Source organism: Aliterella atlantica CENA595 (assembly GCF_000952155.1).
GTDB lineage: Bacteria > Cyanobacteriota > Cyanobacteriia > Cyanobacteriales > Chroococcidiopsidaceae > Aliterella > Aliterella atlantica.
In genome coordinates this window covers 61435-82892 of sequence record NZ_JYON01000020.1, presented here as the reverse complement: position 1 = coordinate 82892, position 21458 = coordinate 61435, and the positions used below count along the sequence as shown (strand labels likewise).

Annotated in this window: 7 protein-coding genes; all 7 read right to left on the bottom strand. The window is 40.3% G+C overall.

The window, feature by feature from the left end:
• Positions 1–21: 21 nt before the first annotated feature.
• From UH38_RS17205 to UH38_RS17175, 7 genes are read right to left on the bottom strand one after another with little or no spacing between them, the layout of a single operon-like run.
• On the bottom strand, positions 22–1062 hold the full coding sequence (locus UH38_RS17205) for a TauD/TfdA family dioxygenase (RefSeq protein ID WP_045055912.1): 1041 nt from the start codon (positions 1060–1062) through the stop codon (positions 22–24).
• Between the two features lie 32 nt (positions 1063–1094).
• A complete protein-coding gene (locus tag UH38_RS27705) occupies positions 1095–13715 on the bottom strand; it encodes a non-ribosomal peptide synthetase (RefSeq protein ID WP_052672433.1) in 12621 nt (4206 codons plus the stop codon).
• Between the two features lie 38 nt (positions 13716–13753).
• Positions 13754–14821 carry an HAD-IIIC family phosphatase gene (locus UH38_RS17195; protein ID WP_045055911.1) on the bottom strand — a complete coding sequence of 356 codons (1068 nt, stop codon included), beginning with the start codon at positions 14819–14821 and terminating at the stop codon, positions 13754–13756.
• A 53-nt stretch (positions 14822–14874) separates the two neighbouring features.
• Positions 14875–16056, bottom strand: a complete 1182-nt coding sequence (locus UH38_RS17190; RefSeq protein WP_045055910.1) for an acyl-CoA dehydrogenase family protein — start codon at positions 16054–16056, stop codon at positions 14875–14877.
• Positions 16057–16076: 20 nt separating this feature from the next.
• Positions 16077–16325, bottom strand: coding sequence for an acyl carrier protein (locus UH38_RS17185; RefSeq protein ID WP_045055923.1), 249 nt, complete (start codon positions 16323–16325; stop codon positions 16077–16079).
• Positions 16326–16332: 7 nt separating this feature from the next.
• Entirely contained in the window at positions 16333–17187 is an 855-nt protein-coding gene (locus UH38_RS17180) for a 3-hydroxyacyl-CoA dehydrogenase family protein (protein ID WP_045055909.1), read from the bottom strand.
• Positions 17188–17220: 33 nt separating this feature from the next.
• Positions 17221–21456 (bottom strand): type I polyketide synthase, encoded by a 4236-nt coding sequence (locus tag UH38_RS17175; protein ID WP_082065421.1) that lies wholly within the window; start codon positions 21454–21456, stop codon positions 17221–17223.
• Positions 21457–21458: the final 2 nt, after the last annotated feature.

Genomic DNA, 21458 nt, shown 5'->3' with positions numbered 1-21458 from the left:
TACACCCTAATTTTTTCACAATTAATATTCTGGAGACTTATATTCTTCAGCCATTCCAACTACAACTTTACGGGAACCTTGAAATGGCATTCTGCCATGAGCAGATAACATATTATCTAATAACAATACATCTCCCTCTTGCCAAGGAAAGGTAATTGCTTCTTGCTGATAAATTTCTCGAATCTCTTCTAATATAGAATCTTCAATAGTTGAACCATCGCCATAATAAGCATTGCGTGGCAAATCTTCTGCTGAAAAATTAGCTAACAACTGGGCGCGAATAGTTGAATCTAAACTTGATATATGAAATAAGTGCGCTTGATTAAACCAAACTATTTCTGATGTTTGAGGATGTTTGGCAACAGCTTGACAAACTTGCTGAGTTCTCAGGCTAAAACCAGATTTTTTAGTATCTCTCCACTCTAATTGAATTCCTGCCTGATGACAATATGTTTCTACATCATGTTTACTATTAGTATTAAATACATCTTGCCATGATAAATCTAATCCTACTCCATAGTTTCGCACATACATTATCTGCTTTTGCAGAAATCTTTCTTTGATTTTTGTATTTATTCGAGAAAAAACTTTGCGACTATCAGCAATGGGTGTTTCTCCACCTTGTTCTGCTTTCTTAATGCAAAAAAAGGCAATTTTTAAAGGATAAGTACGGGAGTAAGACATTTCATTATGTAGAGGAATGAAATGAGTTGCAGGATATTCTGTGGAAGTATAAATATTGCCACTAACACGATTACGAGGTGTGGAACGGTAAGAATATTCTATTAATTTCCCTGAGAGAGCCTGAATAAATTGCTGAAATTGGGAGGCATCCTTGACATTAAATCCTCGAAAGAGAATGCCTCCATATTGTATGAGTTTGCTTTGAATCCAGGAGCGATTATTTTCAGTCCAAATTGCTAGATTTAAGTTATCTAAATTCGGTTGAACAACTAGAGGTAGAGAGTCTGGCTGTAAATAAGATGTCTGAATTAGTTTTTCTGACGATATATTTACAGATTTACGAGTAGAGATTAATTGTTTGATATTTGGCTTTGTCATTTAAGGATGTTTCCTAATATTTATTTTCTAATTTATATATCTCGAATAGCTTTGCGTTTAGTCATTTTTAATTTTTGTCGCTCGGTTGCTTGTAGTTGTGATTTTTGAAGTTGCTGTTGTTGTTTATCAACTTCTGCCACCATTTCTAGTAAATCCTGAATCTGAAGATGAGGATTTTTAGTAATTTCTGACAAAAGCAATTGTAAATGTTGGGTAATGCGGGCGATCGCTCCAGCGTTAACACGCTCGAAATTAGTTTCGCTCATCCACAGAACTTGCATTGATAATTCCGCCCCAGGTGCAATCCTCAAAGTCAGTGGATAATGGTTTCTACTCCAAGAACGCACATTCTCGATCTCCAAACCAATGTTTTCTGAGGCAGCATCAACAGGATAATTTTGAAATACCACAATGCTATTAAATAAAGGTAATCCTCTAGGTATCTGACTCCATTCTTGAATTTTGACTAATGGGCTGTACTCGTACTGACGGGCTTCCACTTGACTGTGCTGAATTTGTGTTAGCCAAGGTAAGAGTAAGTCTGCTTTTGATAGTTTTACTCGGACTGGAATGGTATTAATAAACAGCCCAATTATTGATTCTGCGTCTGGGAGGCTAGGTGGACGACCAGAAACAGTCGCCCCAAACACGATATCTGGCTCGCCGCTATAGTAACTCAGTAGTAATGCCCAAACACCTTGGATTAAAGTGTTAAGTGTCAGTTTATATTGACGAGTGAAGGATGCTAAGGCATTAGTAGTTGCTTGGGATAGCTGAATGTCCCGTTCGTAAAAATTATTTTCTGCTGACGGCAACTTTTGAGAACTTTGCTGTAGAGGTAAGGGTGTGGGTGCAAAAACACCCGCAAGTGTCTGTTGCCAGTAAGCTTGTGCCGAGCGCAAATTTTGTTGCTGCAACCAAGCAATATAATCTCGGTAAGGATAACTCGCTGGTAGTTGCATCTGTCGATCGCTACACAATGCTTTATAAAAGCTAAAGACTTCTTTCAACAGCAAAGGTACAGACCATCCATCTAATAATATGTGGTGACAACTCCAAATCAAGTGATATGTATCTGAACTTAGTTGAATCAAAGTCAAGCGCATTAACGGTGCTTCATCTAAGTCAAAGCCTCGATCTAAATCTGCTTGGAGAAATTCTTCCAGATGAGATTGTTGTTCGCTGGTAGCTATATCTTGCCAATCTTGATGCTGCAAACAGAAGTTGACTTGCGGTAGGACAATTTGCACAGGAGTATCTATTTCCCAAACAAAAGCAGTACGCAAAATTGGGTGACGCTCTATCACCTGATTCCAGGCTTGCTCAAATGCCCAAACGTTGAGATCGCCCTGCAAAGTGCAGCTTGTTTGGTACAAGTAAGCTGATGATTTGGCATCGTAAAGCAGGTGAAACAGCATTCCATATTGCACGGGAGAGAGAGGATAAATATCTTCTATTTGCGGTTTGCTGCTGACTAATCTATTTAATGTTTGCCAATCTAGTTTTGCCAGGGGAAAATCAGCAGGAGTGTAGGCTATAGCCTTAAGAGACTGACTGCGCGGGTTCGGGAGGCTTCCTCCCAAACTAAGCAGCGCAGTCTCTTCGTGACAGTGAGCAATTAGATTTCGCAATACTTGAACAAAATTTTCAGCTAGGTTTTCAATTGTCTTAGTTCGATGGATATTTTGGCTGTATTTCCAAGTCACCTGCAACTGACTTGCAACTACAATTGCGTCAACTTCTAGCAAATAGTGCCGATTTTCTTGGAGGCTGTCAGCACCGCTAGATTCTGTTGCTGGTTTAAATAACGACGACTCAGACAACACTTGGTCTATCTGACCTAAGTAGTTGAAAATCACTTGGGCTTGGGGAAGTTGTTGTAGTTGAGCGATCGTTGAGCGATCGCTACTCAAATAACGTAGTAAACCATAACCTATACCGCGATTGGGAATTTGGCGAAGTTGTTCCTTTACCATCTGTAAGGTTTCGCCGATGTCGCTAGTCTCTTCGACACTTAACACAATCGGAAATACAGTAGTAAACCAACCAATTGTCCGCGAGATGTCTATGTCTGGGAATATTTCTTCCCTACCATGTCCCTCCAAGTCTAATAAAAACTTGGTTTGTCCAGTCCATTGAGCAAATACCTGTGCAAGCGCTAAGAGCAACACATCGTTGATTTGAGTCCGGTAAACTGCTGGTACATCTTGCAACAAGGCGCGGGTTTCTTCAGCACTCAAGGTAACTGTCACGCTTGCAGTAGAACTAATGTTATCTCCTACTGGATAATCTACAGGTAACAAGGGAAAGGACTGACGCAGTAGTTGCACCCAATAATCCATTTCTGCTTGTACTGCTGGTGATTGAGCATATTGTTGCAATTGGTAAGCCCACTGTTGGAAAGAAGTGGTTTTTGGCGATAATTTGATTGTTTCACCCCGACTTAACTGCGCGTAAGCTGTCTGCAAATCTTCTAGTAATACTCGCCAAGAGACTCCATCAACAACCAAGTGATGAATAACCATAAAGAGGCGGCTGTGCCGATCTGCGCCAAGATTAAATAAAGCTACTTGGAGTAATTTTCCAGAAGATAGGTTGAGGCTGGCTTGAAGTTCATTGCAAGTCGCAGTTACGGCGGTACTTTGGCTTTCTGGAGGTAATGTAGATAAATCTATGACTGTAAGAGGTACTAATTGTTCAAAGTCTGTAATTGTTGCTTGCCAACCTGATGATTCTGGGACAAATTGCGATCGCAATAGGTCGTGGTGTTGTAGCAAAGCATGGATGACTTGCTCCAGAAGAACTGGATCGATTGTTTGTTGTACCTCTAATAAAACAGATTGATTGTAGCGATCCACGTTGGCAAAATTTTCCTCGAAGAACCAGCGTTGGATGGGTGTTAAGGGGAATGAGCCAGTAACTAAACCTTGTTCGGCTAATATTGGTGTGTTGGTATTAGTAATTGCTAGTTGAGCGATAGTTTGATACTGGAATACTTGTTTGGGTGTGAAGTGCAGTCCTGCGCGAGCGGCTTTGGATATTACTTGCAGGCTGAGGATAGAGTCTCCACCCAATTCAAAAAAGTTATCGTTGATGCCAACGTTTTCTACGCTTAGGACTTCTGACCAAATCGCCACTAACTTCTCTTCTATCAGCGTGCGAGGAGCAATAAATTTATCTTCACTACTTCGAGAAAATTCAGGTATTGGTAAAGCGCGGTAGTCTACCTTGCAATTGGAAGTCATGGGGATACTTTCCAGCACCATGAACACCGCTGGAATCATGTAGTTCGGTAGTTTTTGCTTGAGAAAATCGCGTAATTCATCAATTGTTGGTGGTGCTGCTTGAGGTACAAAATAAGCTACAAGTCGCTTTTGACTGGGGGTGTCTTCATGGGCGATCGCTACAGCTTGGGATACTTGTGGGTGTTGTCGCAATACTGCCTCAATTTCGCTCAACTCGATGCGGAAGCCACGAATTTTCACCTGATTGTCAATTCTACCCAAGTATTCCAGATTGCCATCGGTGCGGAATTTGACTAAATCTCCAGTTTTGTAAAGGCGAGTACAACTTACCTCGGCAATTGGATTATCAATAAATTTCTCTGCCGTCAGTTCAGGACGTTGCCAATATCCTCTAGCTAATCCTGCTCCACCGATATGCAGTTCTCCTGGAACTCCTATAGGTAAAGGTTGCAGATATGTATCTAAAACATACACCTGAGCATTGCTGATAGGTCGTCCAATGCTCGCAGAGGTAGCTGCTGGGGTTAAGCATTCTAAGGTGGTGACAACTGTTGCTTCTGTCGGTCCGTAACTGTTAAATAATTGCAGTGCTGGAGCAAGATGAGCGACGCTACTGTGCCAATGCTGCACTTTTTCTAGTTGAACTTCTTCACCACCAATAATTACAGTTCTCAAACATTCAGGAATACGCGAATCTTGGGGGTTAAGTTCTGCAACTAACTGATGCCAATAGGCGGTAGGTAAATCCAAAACAGTTAACTGCCATTTTTGACAGCACAGCCAAAAATCTGCGCTGGACAGCATTTCTTCAGTGCGTAAGACTAGGGTTGCACCGACGCACAGACAAGGAAAGATCTCTTCAATAGATGTATCAAAGCAGATTGAGGCAAATTGCAGCACCCTATCGCTGGCATTAATTCCATATTCACCAATGGCAGTAATGACAAAATTCATCACTGAGCGATGTGCGATCGCAACTCCCTTGGGTTTACCCGTAGAACCGGAGGTATAAATAATGTAAGCTAGATCGTCTTGATGAACGTTGCTAGTTGGGTTAGCTGTGCTGTGGGTGGCTATTACTGCCCAATTTGTATCTAAACAAATTGTTTTTCCAGCGTAACCAGGCAGTTTATCGAGAAATCGCTCTTGCGTTAGCACAAAGCCTAGTTTGGTATCTGCAAAAATATCGGCGATTCGCTCTTGAGGATAAGCAGGATCTAAGGGTACATAAGCTCCACCAGCTTTGATAACTCCCCACAATCCGACAATCATCTCAATAGAGCGATCGCAAATAATCCCAACTAGCACATTTTTGCTGACTCCTTGCGATCGCAAATAATCAGCAAGTTGATTAGCTTTGGCGTTGAGTTCTTTATAAGTTAATTGCCGATCTGCATAGACGAGCGCTACTGCGTTGGGTGTGCGTTCTACTTGCTGCTCGAATAGTTCGTCAATACATTGATTGTCAGGATATACAACTTCTGTGTTATTCCACTGACGTAATAATTGATGCTGTTCTGATGCGGTTAATAGTGGTAGCTGAGATAAACGTTGCTGTGGATTTGCCACAATTGCTTCTAGCAGTGTTTGTAAATGCCCAGCCATCCGCTCGATTGTGCTTGATTGGAATAAATCAGTATTGTATTCTAAACTTCCTATTAACCCTGACTCTGTTTCCGTCATGTCTAGGCTTAAATCAAATTGAGCAGTAGCACCATCGCTTGCCAATAAACTTAAAGTCAAATTCGGCAACTCTAAAGCTGACATCGGGGCATTTTGCAGCACAAACATGATTTGAAATAGCGGCGTATGGCTCAAATCTCGCTCTGGTTGCAGTTCCTCTACCAACAACTCAAACGGTAAATCCTGATGGGCATAAGCACCTAAAGCAACTTCTCGTACCCGTGTTAGTAGTTCAGCAAAACTGGGATCTCCAGCTAAGTTAGTTCGCAGTACAAGGGTATTGACAAAAACGCCTATTAAGCCTTCGATTTCTGCTCTGTTGCGATTAGCGATCGGCGAACCAACGGCTAAATCTTCGCTACCAGTGTAACGGTATAGTAAAGTCTGGAAAGCTGCCAGCAATGTCATAAACAAGGTGGTTCCCTGTTGCTGGCTGAGTTTATTTAGAGCAAGTGAGAGTTGAATAGACAGGCTAAATGAGTATGTTGCACCCCGAAAAGTTTGCATCGCTGGTCGGGGGTAGTCAGTGGGTAACTCCAATACTTTGGGCGCGTCTTTTAGCTGTTTTTGCCAGTAAGACATTTGAGTTTCTAGCACTTCTCCTTGCAACCATTGGCGTTGCCAAGCTGCAAAGTCAACATACTGTATTGGTAGTGGGGGTAATGCTAAAGCTTGTCCATTACAGAAAATTTGATAAAGGCTTGCTAACTCTTGTACTAATACACCTGTTGACCAACCATCAGAGACGATGTGGTGCATTGTCAAAAGTATAATGTGTTCTTGTTTGCCCAGTCGTAATAGTTTCACCCTCAGTAGCAAGTCTTCCTTAAGGTCAAATGGTTTTTGGGCTGCTTGTAAAGCTTGTTGGTTGACTTCGGTTTCGAGTTGATTTGCGCTTAGGTTGCTAATATCTAATATTGGTAATACTAAGGGGTCTACTTGATTAATAACAGCTATAGCTTGCCCTTCTATGGTGTGAAAATTAGTCCGCAAAGCTTCATGCCGATTAATAATTTCGTTGAAACTTTGTTGTAAAGCCTCTATATTTAGTTGTCCCTGCAAGCGAACCGCAACAGGAATATTGTAAGATGCGCTGTTTGGCTCTAATTGAGCGAGAAACCACAATCTTTGTTGGGCGAAAGATAAGGGCAAATGTTGCAAGCGTGAAACTGGCTCAATCTTTGTTTGTTCAACTCCTGAGTCTAGCTTCATGGCTGCGACAATATCTTTAGCTAACTCAGCAATTGTTGGTTTTTCAAATAAACAACGTAAAGGCAGTTCTACTGCAAATACTTGGCGAATTTGGGAAATAACGCGAGTTGCAATTAGTGAATGTCCACCTAATTCAAAGAAGTTGTTATAAATACCTACATTGTCAATATCGAGAACTTCTGCCCAAATACCCGCTAATAATTTCTCTATTGGTGTGGACGCAGAAACAATCTCAGAGGAAGGTAATGTAGATTCGGGAGCAGGTAAAGCTTTGCGGTCAACTTTGCCGTTGGGTGTCAGTGGTAGTGTTTCTAGTTGCACAAAAGTTGCGGGAATCATGTATTTGGGCAACTTGGATGCTACAAACTGGTGCAGTTGAGCAATTGTTAGGGCTTGCTCGACTTGAGGAACCACATAAGCAACTATGCGGGGAGAATTTGCCGAATCTTCGCTGACTATAACTACAGTTTCTCGCACTTGTGGATGTTGGCTAATTGCTGCCTCAATTTCACCCAGTTCAATGCGGAAACCGCGAATTTTCACTTGATGGTCAATCCGACCTAAATATTCGATATCTCCATTGGGTAAATAGCGGGCTAAATCCCCCGATCTATACAGGCGGGCGCTGGGTTTTCCACTAAATAAATCGGGAATAAACCTTTGCTGTGTTAGTTCCGGTCGGTTTAAATAACCCCTCACCACACCAGCACCACCAATATACATTTCTCCTGGTACGCCAATAGGTACTAGCTGTTGATAACTATCTAGTAAGTAAACTTGCAAGTCAGGAATTGGACGACCAATTACACTTGGCGATGTCAACTGCAAGTCTGCCATTGTCAGGGGACGATATGTAACATGGACTGTTGTTTCTGTAATCCCGTACATATTCACTAACTGGGGCGATCGCTCTCCATGACGCTCAAACCAGGGTCTTAAACTCTCAATCTGCAACGCTTCACCACCAAAAATCACCGTTCGCAGGCTGAGGTTGTGAATACTATGTTTATTTTCCAAAGATTCTTCTATCTGCATCAGTTGACGGAAAGCAGAAGGTGTCTGATTGAGTACCGTGACTTGTTGCGTTATTAGTAATTGATAAAAGTCTTCTGGCGAACGACTCACCCAATAGGGTACTACTACTAACCGCCCACCATAAAGCAAAGCTCCCCAGATTTCCCACACAGAAAAATCAAAGGCGATGGAATGGAATAACGTCCAAACATCCTGTGGATTGAAGTTATACCAGCGATCTGTAGCAGCAAACAAGCGCACAACATTACTGTGATTGACCAATACACCCTTCGGTTGACCTGTGGAGCCGGATGTATAGATGATATATGCAAGATTATCGGTTGTTGATTCGTTAAGGGGATTTTGCGAGCTTTGGTCAACTATGCTTTGGTCGTGAGTATCTACACATACAATATCAATTCCAGTTGATGATGGTAAATTCTCTAGTAGGTGCTGCTGGGCGAGCAATACTGAAACTTGTGCATCTGCTAAGATGAAAGCCAAGCGATCGCGGGGATAGGTGGGGTCAAGGGGGACATAAGCACCGCCAGCTTTAAGGATGGCTAATAAACCAATGACCATTTCTAGGGAACGCTCTGTGCAAATGCCTACCTTAACTTCTGGCTTGACTCCTAGCGATCGCAAATAATGAGCTAGTTGATTGGCTTTGGCGTTGAGTTGTTTGTAGGTTAATTGCCGATCTTCATAGACAACTGCTATAGCGTTGGGTGTGCGTTCTACCTGCTGCTGAAATAGTTCGTGGAGACATTGATGGGTAGGATATGCAACTGCTGTGGTATTCCAATCTTGGTATAATTGCTGCTCTGATGCGGTTAATAGCGGTAACTGAGATAAACGCTGTTGAGGATTTGCGACAATTGCTTCTAGTAGCGATCGCAAGTGACCTGCCATCCGCTCGATTGTACTGGGCTGGAATAAATCAGTATTGTATTCTAAACTTGCTACTAACCCTGACTCTGTTTCCATCATGTCTAGGGTTAAATCAAATTTGGCAGTACCGCTATCAATAGGCAAATAGCTGAGAGTCAAACCAGGCAACTCTAAATCTGACATCGGTGCATTTTGCAGCACAAACATGGTTTGAAATAGTGGTGTATGGCTCAAGTTGCGCTCTGGTTGCAGTTCCTCTACCAACAACTCAAAAGGTAAATCTTGATGCGCGTAAGCACCTAAAGCAACTTCCCTTACCCGTGTTAGCAGTTCCGCAAAACTGGGATTTCCGGCTAAGTTAGTCCGCAGTACGAGGGTATTGACAAAAAAGCCGATTAACCCTTCTATTTCGGTGCGATCGCGGCTACCAATGGGCGAACCAACGGCTAAATCTTCGCTGCCAGTGTAACGGTATAGTAAAGTTTGGAAAGCTGCCAGCAATGTCATAAACAAGGTGGTTCCCTGTTGCTGGCTCAACTGATTTAAGCCTATAGATAGGTGTTGGGGTAACTCAAAAGTGTAGGTAGCACCGCTAAAGCTTTGAACGGGAGGACGGGGGAAATCTGTGGGTAACTCTAGTAATTTTGGTACACCCTCTAACTGCTTTCGCCAATAAGATATCTGCGATTCTAGCCTTTCTCCTTGCAACCATTGCCTTTGCCATGCTGCAAAATCTACATATTGAATCGGTAATTCAGCTAGTGGTGAGGGTTGTTGTTCGCAAAAAGCTCGATACAAAGTTGCAAATTCACGCACCAAAATATCTGTTGACCAAGCATCAGAAGCGATGTGGTGCATTGTTAAAAGTAATACATATTCTCGTTCGCTCAGGTGCAGTAATTTGACGCGCAGTAAAAAACCATCAGTTAAATCAAAGGGCTTTTCTGCTTCTTCTTTTGCTTGTTTTTGAACTTGCAATTCCTGCTGATTTGCAGGCAAATTACTAATATCTAATATCGGCAATTGTACTGCTGCTGGTGGTAAGATGACCGCCACAGGTTGTCCCGCTACTGAGTGGAAATTAGTTCGTAAAGCTTCGTGACGGCGCAAAATCTCATCGAAACTTTGTTGTAATGCTTCGATATTTAGTTGTCCCTGCAAACGCACAGCACCAGGCATATTGTAGGAAGAACTGTGCATTTCTAACTGAGCTAAAAACCAGCACCGCTGTTGAGCAAACGATAAGGATAAATGTGGCGATGGGCAAAGCCCCGTCTCCGACGATCGCTCAATTCGTTCAATCTTGCTTGTGTCACTGTTTAAGTTAGCTTTGGTAGCCTTTTCAATATCTTTAGCTAAATCGGCTATTGTTGGTTTTTCAAAGATGCGACGTAAAGGCAGTTCTATTTGAAAGGCTTGTCGTATTTGGGAAACTAGACGAGTTGCTAGTAAGGAGTGTCCGCCGACATTAAAGAAGTTATGATGAATGCCTATATTTTCGATGCCTAATATCTCTATCCAGATATTTACTAGCATTTCTTCAATTGCTGTTGAAGGAGCTACAAAATCTGATTGGGACGAGAACTGCGTTCCTGCGGGTGCTGGTAAAGCCCGCCGATCTAATTTGCCATTAGGCGTTATTGGCAATGCTTCTAGGGCGACAAAAGCAGCAGGTATCATGTATTCAGGAAGCTTTTGCTCTAGAAATTCACGTAACTCTAGGGCTAATTGACTCTGCTGGGGATTTTGAACAAAATATGCAACCAAGCGGCGATCGCCAGGAACATCTTCTCTAGCAATAACTACAGCTGCACTCACATCTTGGTGCTGTTTGATTGCTGCTTCAATTTCTCCGAGTTCAATGCGGAAGCCGCGCAGCTTGATTTGATAATCAAGTCTTCCTAAAAAGGCAATATTTCCATCTGCTAAATATTTAGCTTTGTCGCCAGTTTTATATAATATTTTTTCCCCATTCCAAAGGATAAATTTCTCTTTTGTTAAATCTGGTCGATTGAGATAACCTTGGGCTAATCCCTCACCACCGATATAAAGTTCTCCTGGAATACCAATAGGAACTGGTTGGAGATAAGAGTCTAATATATAAATTTCTGTGTTCGCAAACGGACGACCTATTGGGACTAGCTCATGCTCCGATAAGTCAACTTCTGTAAATTCAAAATACGTACTATCAATAGTCGCTTCTGTTACGCCGTATGAATTAATCAATCGCGTTTGTTCGCCGCAAAAACGCTGAAATTGTCGATATTCTTTGATATATAAGGTATCTGAACCAACTACTAACAAGCGCATGAAGTGAAGATTTTGCTGAGTTTTTTCTAGATATTGAACTAAGTTCTTCAACACAACGGGAACGAAATCGGCACTATCAACTTTTTCAGCAAGCATGAGTTGATATAATTTTTCTGCTTCCAATAACCATTCACGCGGACACAAGACTAATTTAGCCCCACTACAAAGAGCGCGAATTAAATCTCCAGAAAAGACATCAAATGCAAAACTTGCCATTTGCAAATGACTCGACAAAGTATCAAGCTGATGGGCTTTTTTCCAAGCGTAAAATTTATTTACCAAACTGCGATGAGCGATCGCTACTCCTTTAGATTTGCCTGTAGAACCAGATGTATAAATGACATAAGCTAAACTATCAGGACTACTATTAGTAACTGGATTAAGCTGGCTTTGTTGCGATATAATTTCCCAGTCGCTATCTAAACAAACGACAGATACATTGTCAATTGGTAAGCTTGACATTAGTTTTTGTTGAGTCAGCAACACTGAAACTTGGGCATCGCTCAACATGAAACCCAGGCGTTCTTGTGGATAAGTGGGATCTAAAGGTACATAAGCTCCACCAGCTTTGAGAACGCCTAACAATGCGACAATCATCTCAATAGAGCGATCGATACAAATACCAACTAATACGTTTTTATTTACTCCTAAAGAATGTAAGTAATGTGCTAGTTGATTGGCTTTATTATTTAATTGCTGATATGTTAGTTGCTGTTGTTGAAATACTACTGCTACCGCATTTGGTGTTTTGTTGACGCAGCTTTCAAATAACTGATGAATACACTTATCTAGGGGATAATCAATTTTGTGATTGTTACCCTTAAGGAGCAAATCCTTTTCTGCGGCTTTTGCAAGGAGTAAAGAGGCAATTTGCTGGTTTGGATTGGCAACAATTGCTACTAGCAAGGTTTGCAAGTGTTCTGCTATGCGGCTAATAGTATCTGCATTAAATAAATCGCTGCTATATTCAAACGTACTTATCAGTTCTTCTTCTCGTTCTACTATATCTAGGCTTAAATCAAACTGAGTCGTGTTACTTTCTACTTCTGATATGCTCAAATTTAGTTCCCCCATTTCCAAACTTGGCATAAAGTTGTTATTAAGAGAAAACCAAATTTGAAAAAGCGGGTTATGGCTGAGGTTGCGTTCTGGCTGGATTTCTTCTACTAACTGCTCAAAAGGTAAATCTTGGTGAGTATAAGCGTCTAATGTCGTCTCTTTAACTCGTGTCAATAACTCTAGAAAACTAGGATTGCCACTAACATCAGTTCGCAGCACTAAAGTATTGACAAAAAATCCAATTAACTTTTCAATTTGAGGAAGATTGCGATTAGCGATCGCAGTCCCAATAATGATGTCATTTTCTTGACTGTAACGATAAAGCAGGGTTTTAAAAGTAGTCAGCAAGGTCATAAATAAAGTAGCACCTGATTGCTGACTGAGGGTTTTTAATGCAGTGGTTAAAGATTTAGGAATGGTAAAAGAATAAGTTTTCCCTTTATAAGATTGAACCGCAGGGCGAGGATAATCTGTTGGTAGTTGTAATACTGGTAAAGAGCCTCCTAATTGTCGTTTCCAGTATTTTTTTTTGGCAGTGAGTTCCTCTTTCTGCAAATACTCTTGCTGCCAAATAGCGAAGTCGCCATACTGAATTGGTAGTTCAGGTAAGGGTGAGTTTTTGCCTGCACAAAAAGCTTCATACAGTGTTGCTAATTCATGTATTAATACACCTATTGACCAACCATCAGAAACAATATGGTGCATTGTAAATAATAATATATGCTCATCGGCATTTAGCCGTAATAACTTGGCTCTTAATAATAGATCGTTGTTGAGGTCAAAGGGCTGTTGCGCTTCTTGTGATGCTAGTTTATCTACTTCTATTTTTTGTTGGCTTACAGGTACTTGGCTAATATCAAATAATGGCAATAATAATGTCTTTGATGGACTAACAAACGCTACAGTACCTTCTATAGTTTTAAAGTTACATCGTAAAACTTCATGACGGTTGATAATTTCTTGCAAACTATCTTGCAAAGCCTTAACATTCAATTTTCCTTGTAGGCGAACTACAGCAGGCATATTATAAAATGGGTTATTTGGCTCTAACTGCGCCAGAAACCATAACCGTTGTTGAGCAAAAGATAAAGGAACAGGATTATACTCGGAACGACGGGTAATAAGTTTTTGCTGTTTGTCAGATTTAAATTCACCGCGCAAGCGTTTTTCTAAAAGTGCTTGTTTTGCAGGTGATAGTTGAGAACGTCTAGTAGAAATTTCATTTCTTTTACTGCTCATAATAATATCTTGATATTTTTGCTTCCTACTATCAAAAATTAACTAGCCTGAAACTTGATGTATGCAGGAACAGCCTGAATTCGAGTTAAATCATTTTCCAGAATTGCTAAGCCATTACCAGAGGCAATTTCTTTAAATCCTGCAAATTTATAAGATATATACATCATGCGATTGCGATCGTTGGGTACAAATTCTGCTAAAAGACGGACATTATTGCTTTTAGCTAAACTCATTACATAATTCAATATGACTGTTCCTACGCCTCTAGACATGACACGACAAGACATCAATAAAAGCTTTATTTTCCAAACATCCGTTTGGCATTCAATTAGCACTAAACCGATTTTTCCGTAACTTCCATACTTATCTTCTAAACTAGCAACTAGCAATTTATGGTTGTCGGAAGTGCGAAAGTTATTGAGTTCATCATAAGAATATGTATAACCAGTTGTATTTAATTGGTTAGTGCGTAAAGTTAATTCTTCTGCACGTTGCAAATCTTCTTCTTGAGTCAATGATATAGTGAAATTCATGTCTAGAGTAGCCAAGAATTCTTCTGCTGTACCGACAAAATCTTTTTCAGCAGTTTGCCGCTCAACGTCGCTAAGATACATTAACCTTCTCTGCTGAGAATCTTCTGTCAAAAAACGGGGATTCATGACAGACATATCTAGAATATTTCCGATTTCATCAGCATTTATGCAAAGAATTTCTGGTAGAGAAAACTTGACTTCTTCAAGTTCAAATAACTGGTCGTCTACAAATGCGATCGCATCTAAACCAATATTTAATAATTTAGCAATCTCTTGTAAAGAAGATGCTTTAGAATTCCAGTTTATCTGTGGATATAAAAAGTAATCTTTTAATCCATATTCTGCTAATTTAGCTATTGCTATTACGCAATCGTTTTTACTAGCAATAGATTGTAAGATGCCACGATTATCTAAAGTATGAATAATATTTTGTATCTCATCTCGCAGAGTAACTTGCTCATCTTCTAATAAAATTCCCTGCCACAAAGTATTATCTAAATCCCAAACGAGGCATTTAATAACTTTTTTATCTTCTTTTTGGCTATTGATGTGTTTTTCTTGAGTGTTAACCATAATCAATCTCAATACAGTTAATTTAATGCTTGATAATAAATAATTGCTATATACTAAACTTTCTCTATTGATTTACTTTGCCAATTAGTAGAAACATTGGATACAAAATAGTCTTGATATCCTGATTCAGCAATCGTAACTTCTTGAATTTGAGTGCTACCTTCAATAATTTCCATAATTTTGGAATCTCGTAAGTAGCGTTCTACAGGATACTCACTACTACAACCATTTCCGCCGTGAATTTGGACAGCATCGTTGGCTATTTTATTCGCTGTTGTAGATGCAAAATATTTGGCAATAGAAGTTTCGATAATCGAGTTTGGATGGTTAATATCTTTGAGATAACCAGCTTGATAGCATAACAGTCGTGCTGCTTTGATATTAACTATCATCTGAGTAATTTTTTGGCGGATTAATTGATGTTCTTTGAGGTACACATCAAATTGTTTGCGATCGCTAGTGTACTTAATGCAAGCTTCCAAACAAGCTTGAGCAATACCTACACAGCCACAAGCGACACTATATCTACCATAATCGAGTGCAGAAGCAGCAATATAAGAAAATCCAAAACCTAATTTACCAACTAAATTTTCCGCAGAAACTTCGCAATTATCAAACTGTAATTCTGCTACCATCGAAGCTCTAGTTCCTAAAAGACCAGACATTGGTTTTACCAAAAGTCCTGGATTATTCTTCTTTAATAGAAAAGCAGTTGGTTTACCTTCGCATTTAGTAAAAACTAAAAATACGTCTGCTATTTGTCCATAGGTAATCCATTTTTTTTGTCCATTTAAAATATAAGTATTACCCGTAAAATTTGCTGTTGTTTCTACACTTTTTGCATCGCTACCTACATTCGGTTCGCTCAATGCAAAAGCAGCTATAATTTCCCCTGATGCTAGTAGGGGAAGCCAGTATTCTTTTTGCGGTTTATTTCCCCATTTACGCAAAGCTTGGGAAACCATGTTATGAACTGTTAGCAAACTCCGCAGCGAAGAACATCCTCGACTAATTTCTTCGTTGAGAATACCGTAACTAATCGCGTCCATTCCTTTACCGCCATATTCTTGCGGTAATCCAGCACCCAAGAAACCACGTTGAGCAATTTTTTGAATTAGACTAAGGGGAGTATATTCTTCCTTATCCCAAATACCCGCATGAGGGGATATTTCCCCATCTACAAAAGCTCTAATTTCAGCTTGGTAATTTTTCTGTTGCGAAGTTAGTTCCATCATATTGCTATTTGTGCTATAGATTACTGCACAGACAAAGCAGTTTTACGCTCAATTAAATTGGTGATGGAATTGATGGTACGAAAATTATCAAATTCCAAGTCTTCGTTTTCAATAGCGATTTGAAATTCTTGCTCTATAAATAAAACAAGTTGCATAGCAAACAGGGAATTGACGAAGCCTAGAGAAAAAATATCTTCGTCAGGTTGCAAGTTGCGATCGCCAAAAAATTTGGAAAGAAATACTTTAACTTGAGATTGAATATTGTTCATTACGATTTTATTGATAGACATAAAAACCTTTACCGTTTTTCCTACCATGTAATCCCGCATCTACCATTTTTTTGAGTAGAGGGCATGGTCTATACTTAGTATCGTTAAAGTTTTCGTACAAAACTTCGATAGAATACAAAATTGTGTCTAAACCTATCAAATCTGCTGTTTCTAAAGGTCCCATTTTGTGACCAAAACAGCCTTTAAAGATTTTATCTATATCTTCTGCTGTTGCAACTCGATCTTGCAATAAGAAAACAGCTTCATTAATAGTTAACATCAACACTCGGTTAGAAACAAAACCAGGTGAATCATTAACAAGTACGCATTCTTTACCCATCTGAGACAGCATATTTTTTGCTATTTCAATTGTTGTTTCTGAAGTATGGTAGCCGCGAATCATCTCTACCATTGGTTTTATGGGTACAGGATTCATAAAGTGGATTCCCACTACTTTATCGGCACGTTTAGTAGCCGAAGCAATGCGGGTAATAGGAATTGCTGAAGTATTAGCGGCAAATACACAATCTGCCGAACAGATAGCATCAATTAACGAATATACTTGTTTTTTATTATCCCACCTTTCGGTGACATTTTCTATAACGAAATCAGCATTTTCTAAAAGTTTATAGTTTTGAGAAAATTCTATTTTATTGAGAGTTTCTTCTAGGTTGGTTGGCTTATCTTTTTTATATATCAAAGACTGAAAGCGAATATTGTTCTTAATTTCCTGCTTGGCTTTATCGAGAATTTCTTCTTTAATATCCACCAAAATTACATTATGGTCTGTCTGAGCAAGATTTTGGGCAACTCCTATCCCCATAACACCTGCACCAATAACACCAACAGTTTGAATTTTCATAATTGACATTCCGAATAAATTAACGTTAAATTGCTAGCTTGATAGTTGCATATCAGAAATATTAGTTGACTCTAAATCAGATATTTCTTCTAACTCTGCTATCAGAATTTCTTCAATTACTAAAGCAAATTCGGCGATAGTAGGAGCTTCAAACAGAAAACGTACTGGTAAGTCAATTTGAAAAATTGTCCTAAGTTGAGAAATTAATACTGTTCCTGTCAGTGAATCTCCGCCTAATGCAAAGAAGCTGTCATGAATACCTATTTGTTCGATACCTAGAAACTCTTGATAAACTTCAACCAGTTTTTGCTCTAAATCGTTAGTAGGAGGAGCATAAGCATTTTTTAATTTTGGTCGGGAATGATTAGTAGCTAAATTAGCTTTAGGAGCAGTATTTTTTTGAGTAAACGCTGCTGAAGCAGTTGCCTGAGCTAAAATTATATGGTCTGTAAAAGGGGCAAATTCTGAGAACGCTGTCACCTGCTCAAAACCATGAGATGTGAGTTCTTGCTCCCATTTTTCTTTAGATAAAAAGGGATTGCACATATTGCGATCGCCTTGTAAATCTTCGATCGGATTCATCAGCAAAGCGTCAATAAACTCAAACTCCATCCTGGGTTGAGTTGTTTCCCAAATTAGTAGTAAACCTCCAGGCGCAAGTAAAGAACGCAGCCTTTCGAGAGTTTCTCCAATATTTTTAGGAACGTGCAGCACTTGAAAAGCTACGATGATATCAAAGCTGTAACTTGCATATCCCTGTTCTTGCGGCGATCGCTCAATATCTAACAACTCATATTCAACAAATGGATAATCGCTAAACTTCTTCTTGGCTGTGTTGAGGAAGAAACTACTTACATCTGTAAAAGTATATTTTGTTCTCTGTAGTGGCAAAATGGGTAATAATTCTGCTGTACCTGTACCAGTTCCCGCGCCAATTTCCAGAATTCTTAAATTAACATCAGATGGTAATACTTTTAACACTTTTTCTAAGCATACCCGCATGATGGAGTTGTAGTACAAATCTTCAGGTAATTGTTGAACTGAAAATTCACCTGCTTTTAATAAGGTAGAAACATGAAACTCTAATGGTTCTTTTTCTCCAGTTAGCAACGCTACCATATTTTCACCATAGAGTTGCAGTAACTCTATTTGTTGTGGTGTATCTCGCCATCTGGCTTGAACTTCGACCAACAGTTGGTTAACAAAGTCACCAGAAATTGGTAATAAATTGGCAAATAATCCTTGTTCGTGACTTAATTTACCTTGCTCTACTAATATTTCTAGCCACCGACTTAATAACTCTTTGTAGGGAGGAATGATTCGACATTCCGCTAACAACTCCTCTAAGGAATATTTGCAATCGGGATGGCTAAAAGCTCCTAGTTGTGACACCGCAAGATGAATATAAGCAATACACAGGCGATCGCACCATGCTCTTTTCTCTTGAAAAATTTGCTCGTCAAAGTTTGCAGCGCCGATATTAGCTTGGCGTTGACCTACTTCTACCAAAGATTGCCAAAGTCCTGATGTAGACTTAGGTTGAGTAGTGATTTCTGCTGATAATTTTTGTGCCTCAATCCAATATCTTTGTCGCTCAAAGGGATAGGTAGGTAAAGCAAGACGATATCGACGCTCGTGGTTATGAAATCCCGACCAGTCAATCTTGACTCCCTCTAGCCATAGCTGCCCTAATGTATTCAATATAAAAGCAATATCTGACTGTTGCTCGTAGGCATAGCGAAGAGAAGATAAAACAACTAAGTCATCTCCAGCAATACGATCCAAACATTGCCTTGCCAAGCTGCTTAACGCTTGTCCTGCACCTACCTCCAATAAAATAGGACTGTGCTGTTTCCACAACTGCTCTAATCCATCAGCAAAGCGTACTGGCTGACACATATGCTGCGTCCAATAGCTGGGGTTTGTAGCTTGCTCGGCTGTAATCCAAGTTCCCGTAACGTTGGAGAGATAAGGAATTTGCGGTGGTTGGAGATTGATAGTTTGTACCAATTGAGTAAAAGAGTCAGCGATCGCTTCCATCATGAAAGAATGAAAAGCATGGGATGTCTGCAATTGGCGACAGGCTAAACCCCGCTCGCTTAAATCTCGTGACAATTCCTCTACAGCTTGGGTAGTTCCCGCCAGCACGCATTGAAATGCGCCATTAACTGCTGACAAGGAAAGATTTTCATGCAAATAAGGTTGTACTTGTTGCTCTGTTAAGGGAACTGCTAGCATTGCTCCCCCTGGCAACTTTTGAATCATTTGCGCTCTAGCTGCTACCAAAGCGATCGCATCTTCTAGAGATAATACTCCTGCTAAGGTTGCTGCTACATATTCGCCAATACTGTAACCTATCATCGCTACAGGACGAACGCCCCACGACAGCCATAATTGAGCTAAAGCATACTCAACAGCAAATAAGGCTGGCTGAGTCAGATAAGTTTGGTTGAGTTTCTCGGTAACGCGATCGTCGGGTGTTTGAGAATCGCGCCCCAGCATTTGGCGTAAGTTGATAGCTGGCTTTTCCTGAGTTTCTGCTGGCTGATTAGGAGGATAAATAACTTGTTTGAGGTCAACACCCAAAAGAGGTTGAAACAGGGCAAAACAAAGGTCGAGATGTTCGCGAAAAGTCGGTACTTGATAAAGTTCCCCAGCCATATTAATGTACTGAGTTCCTAACCCAGTAAACATAAAAGCTATGGGGCTTTGATTTGTATTTTGCGTGTTAGTCAAAATCTGAGGACTCTGGAGAGCAATAATGGCATCAGGAATATCTTGACAAACAACCGCGCGTCGATGATTAAACCCATGACGACCAACTTGTAATGTATAAGCTACATCTGCAAGGTTAAGTTCAAGATGCTGTTGCAGATGGTTGACTAAATTTGCTGTTGCAGTCTCCAAAGCAGATTCAGTTTTAGCAGAAATTACCAGTAATTGAGACTTCCTTCCCTGCTCCCCCTGCACCAACAAGGGGGCTTCTTCTAAAACAACATGAGCATTAGTCCCACCAAGACCAAAAGAACTCACTCCAGCGCGACGGGGCGTGCCATTTGTTTCCCATTCACAATGTTGAGTATTTACGTAAAAAGGGCTATTGGCAAAGTCCATTTCTGGATTAGGTGCTTCAAAATGCAAGCTAGGTGGTATTTGTTTATGCTGGAGGGCAAGAACAGTTTTAATTAAGCCTGTGACACCAGATGCTACATTCAGATGACTAACATTAGTCTTAACTGAACCGATGGCGCAGAAATTCCGTTTATTTTTGCTGGTGCTAAAAGCCTTGTTCAACGCCCTAAATTCTATCGGATCGCCTAATGCTGTACCTGTTCCGTGAGCCTCGATGTAAGTAAATGTTTCCGCCTCAAATCCAGCAATGGCTTGAGCTTCGGCAATTACTTCTGCTTGACCATTCACACTAGGAGCAGTGAAACTCACTTTATCAGCACCGTCATTATTGATAGCTGAACCTTTAATAACCGCATAAATGCGATCGCCATCAGCCACAGCATCCTCTAATCTTTTCAGGACAACTATGCCTACTCCATTTCCCGAAGGACAGCCTTTTGCTTTGGCATCAAAAGCACGACAGTGACCATCAGGAGAAGTAATCCCACCTTCTTGATAAAAATAACCTGTTTGATGGGGAATTTCGATAGTTACTCCACCAGCTAGTGCTTTATCGCACTGGTAACTTAACAATCCTCGGCAAGCTAAGTGAACTGCAACTAATGATGTAGAACAAGCCGTATTAACGCTAACACTAGGACCTTGCAAATTTAACTTGTAAGATACCCGCGTAGGTAGATAGTCTTTTTCATTACCAATTGCCATTGATAATGAATCCAATGTCCTCAAGTCAGGATGTGAAAGCAGGTTATGAATTAAATAGCTACTGATGCTACTTCCAGCATAAATACCAGTTAATTCTTTGTCGTTTTTGGGGTCGTAACCAGCATTTTCTAAGGCTTCCCAAGCACATTCTAAAAAAAGACGGTGTTGTGGATCTGTAATGGCTGCTTCTTTGGGCGTAAAGCCAAAAAAGGCAGCGTCCAGCATCTCAATATCATCTACTACAGCCCTAGCTTTAACATAATAGGGATTTTCTAACACAGCAGGATCTACGCCAGCATCGATCAACTCGTCGTTACTGAAAAATGAAATAGATTCCACACCATTGCACAGATTATGCCAAAACCGATCGACATTCTTAGCGCCAGGAAAGCGACCAGCCATCCCGATTACAGCAATGCCTTTCAAATCCATAT

Bases quoted from the DNA above. Each gene is read 5' to 3' on its own strand.
- UH38_RS17205 (WP_045055912.1), bottom strand. From the start codon at position 1,062: ATGACAAAGCCAAATATCAAACAATTAATCTCTACTCGTAAATCTGTA.
- UH38_RS27705 (WP_052672433.1), bottom strand. From the start codon at position 13,715: ATGAGCAGTAAAAGAAATGAAATTTCTACTAGACGTTCTCAACTATCA.
- UH38_RS17195 (WP_045055911.1), bottom strand. From the start codon at position 14,821: ATGGTTAACACTCAAGAAAAACACATCAATAGCCAAAAAGAAGATAAA.
- UH38_RS17175 (WP_082065421.1), bottom strand. From the start codon at position 21,456: ATGGATTTGAAAGGCATTGCTGTAATCGGGATGGCTGGTCGCTTTCCT.
- UH38_RS17185 (WP_045055923.1), bottom strand. From the start codon at position 16,325: ATGAACAATATTCAATCTCAAGTTAAAGTATTTCTTTCCAAATTTTTT.
- UH38_RS17180 (WP_045055909.1), bottom strand. From the start codon at position 17,187: ATGAAAATTCAAACTGTTGGTGTTATTGGTGCAGGTGTTATGGGGATA.
- UH38_RS17190 (WP_045055910.1), bottom strand. From the start codon at position 16,056: ATGATGGAACTAACTTCGCAACAGAAAAATTACCAAGCTGAAATTAGA.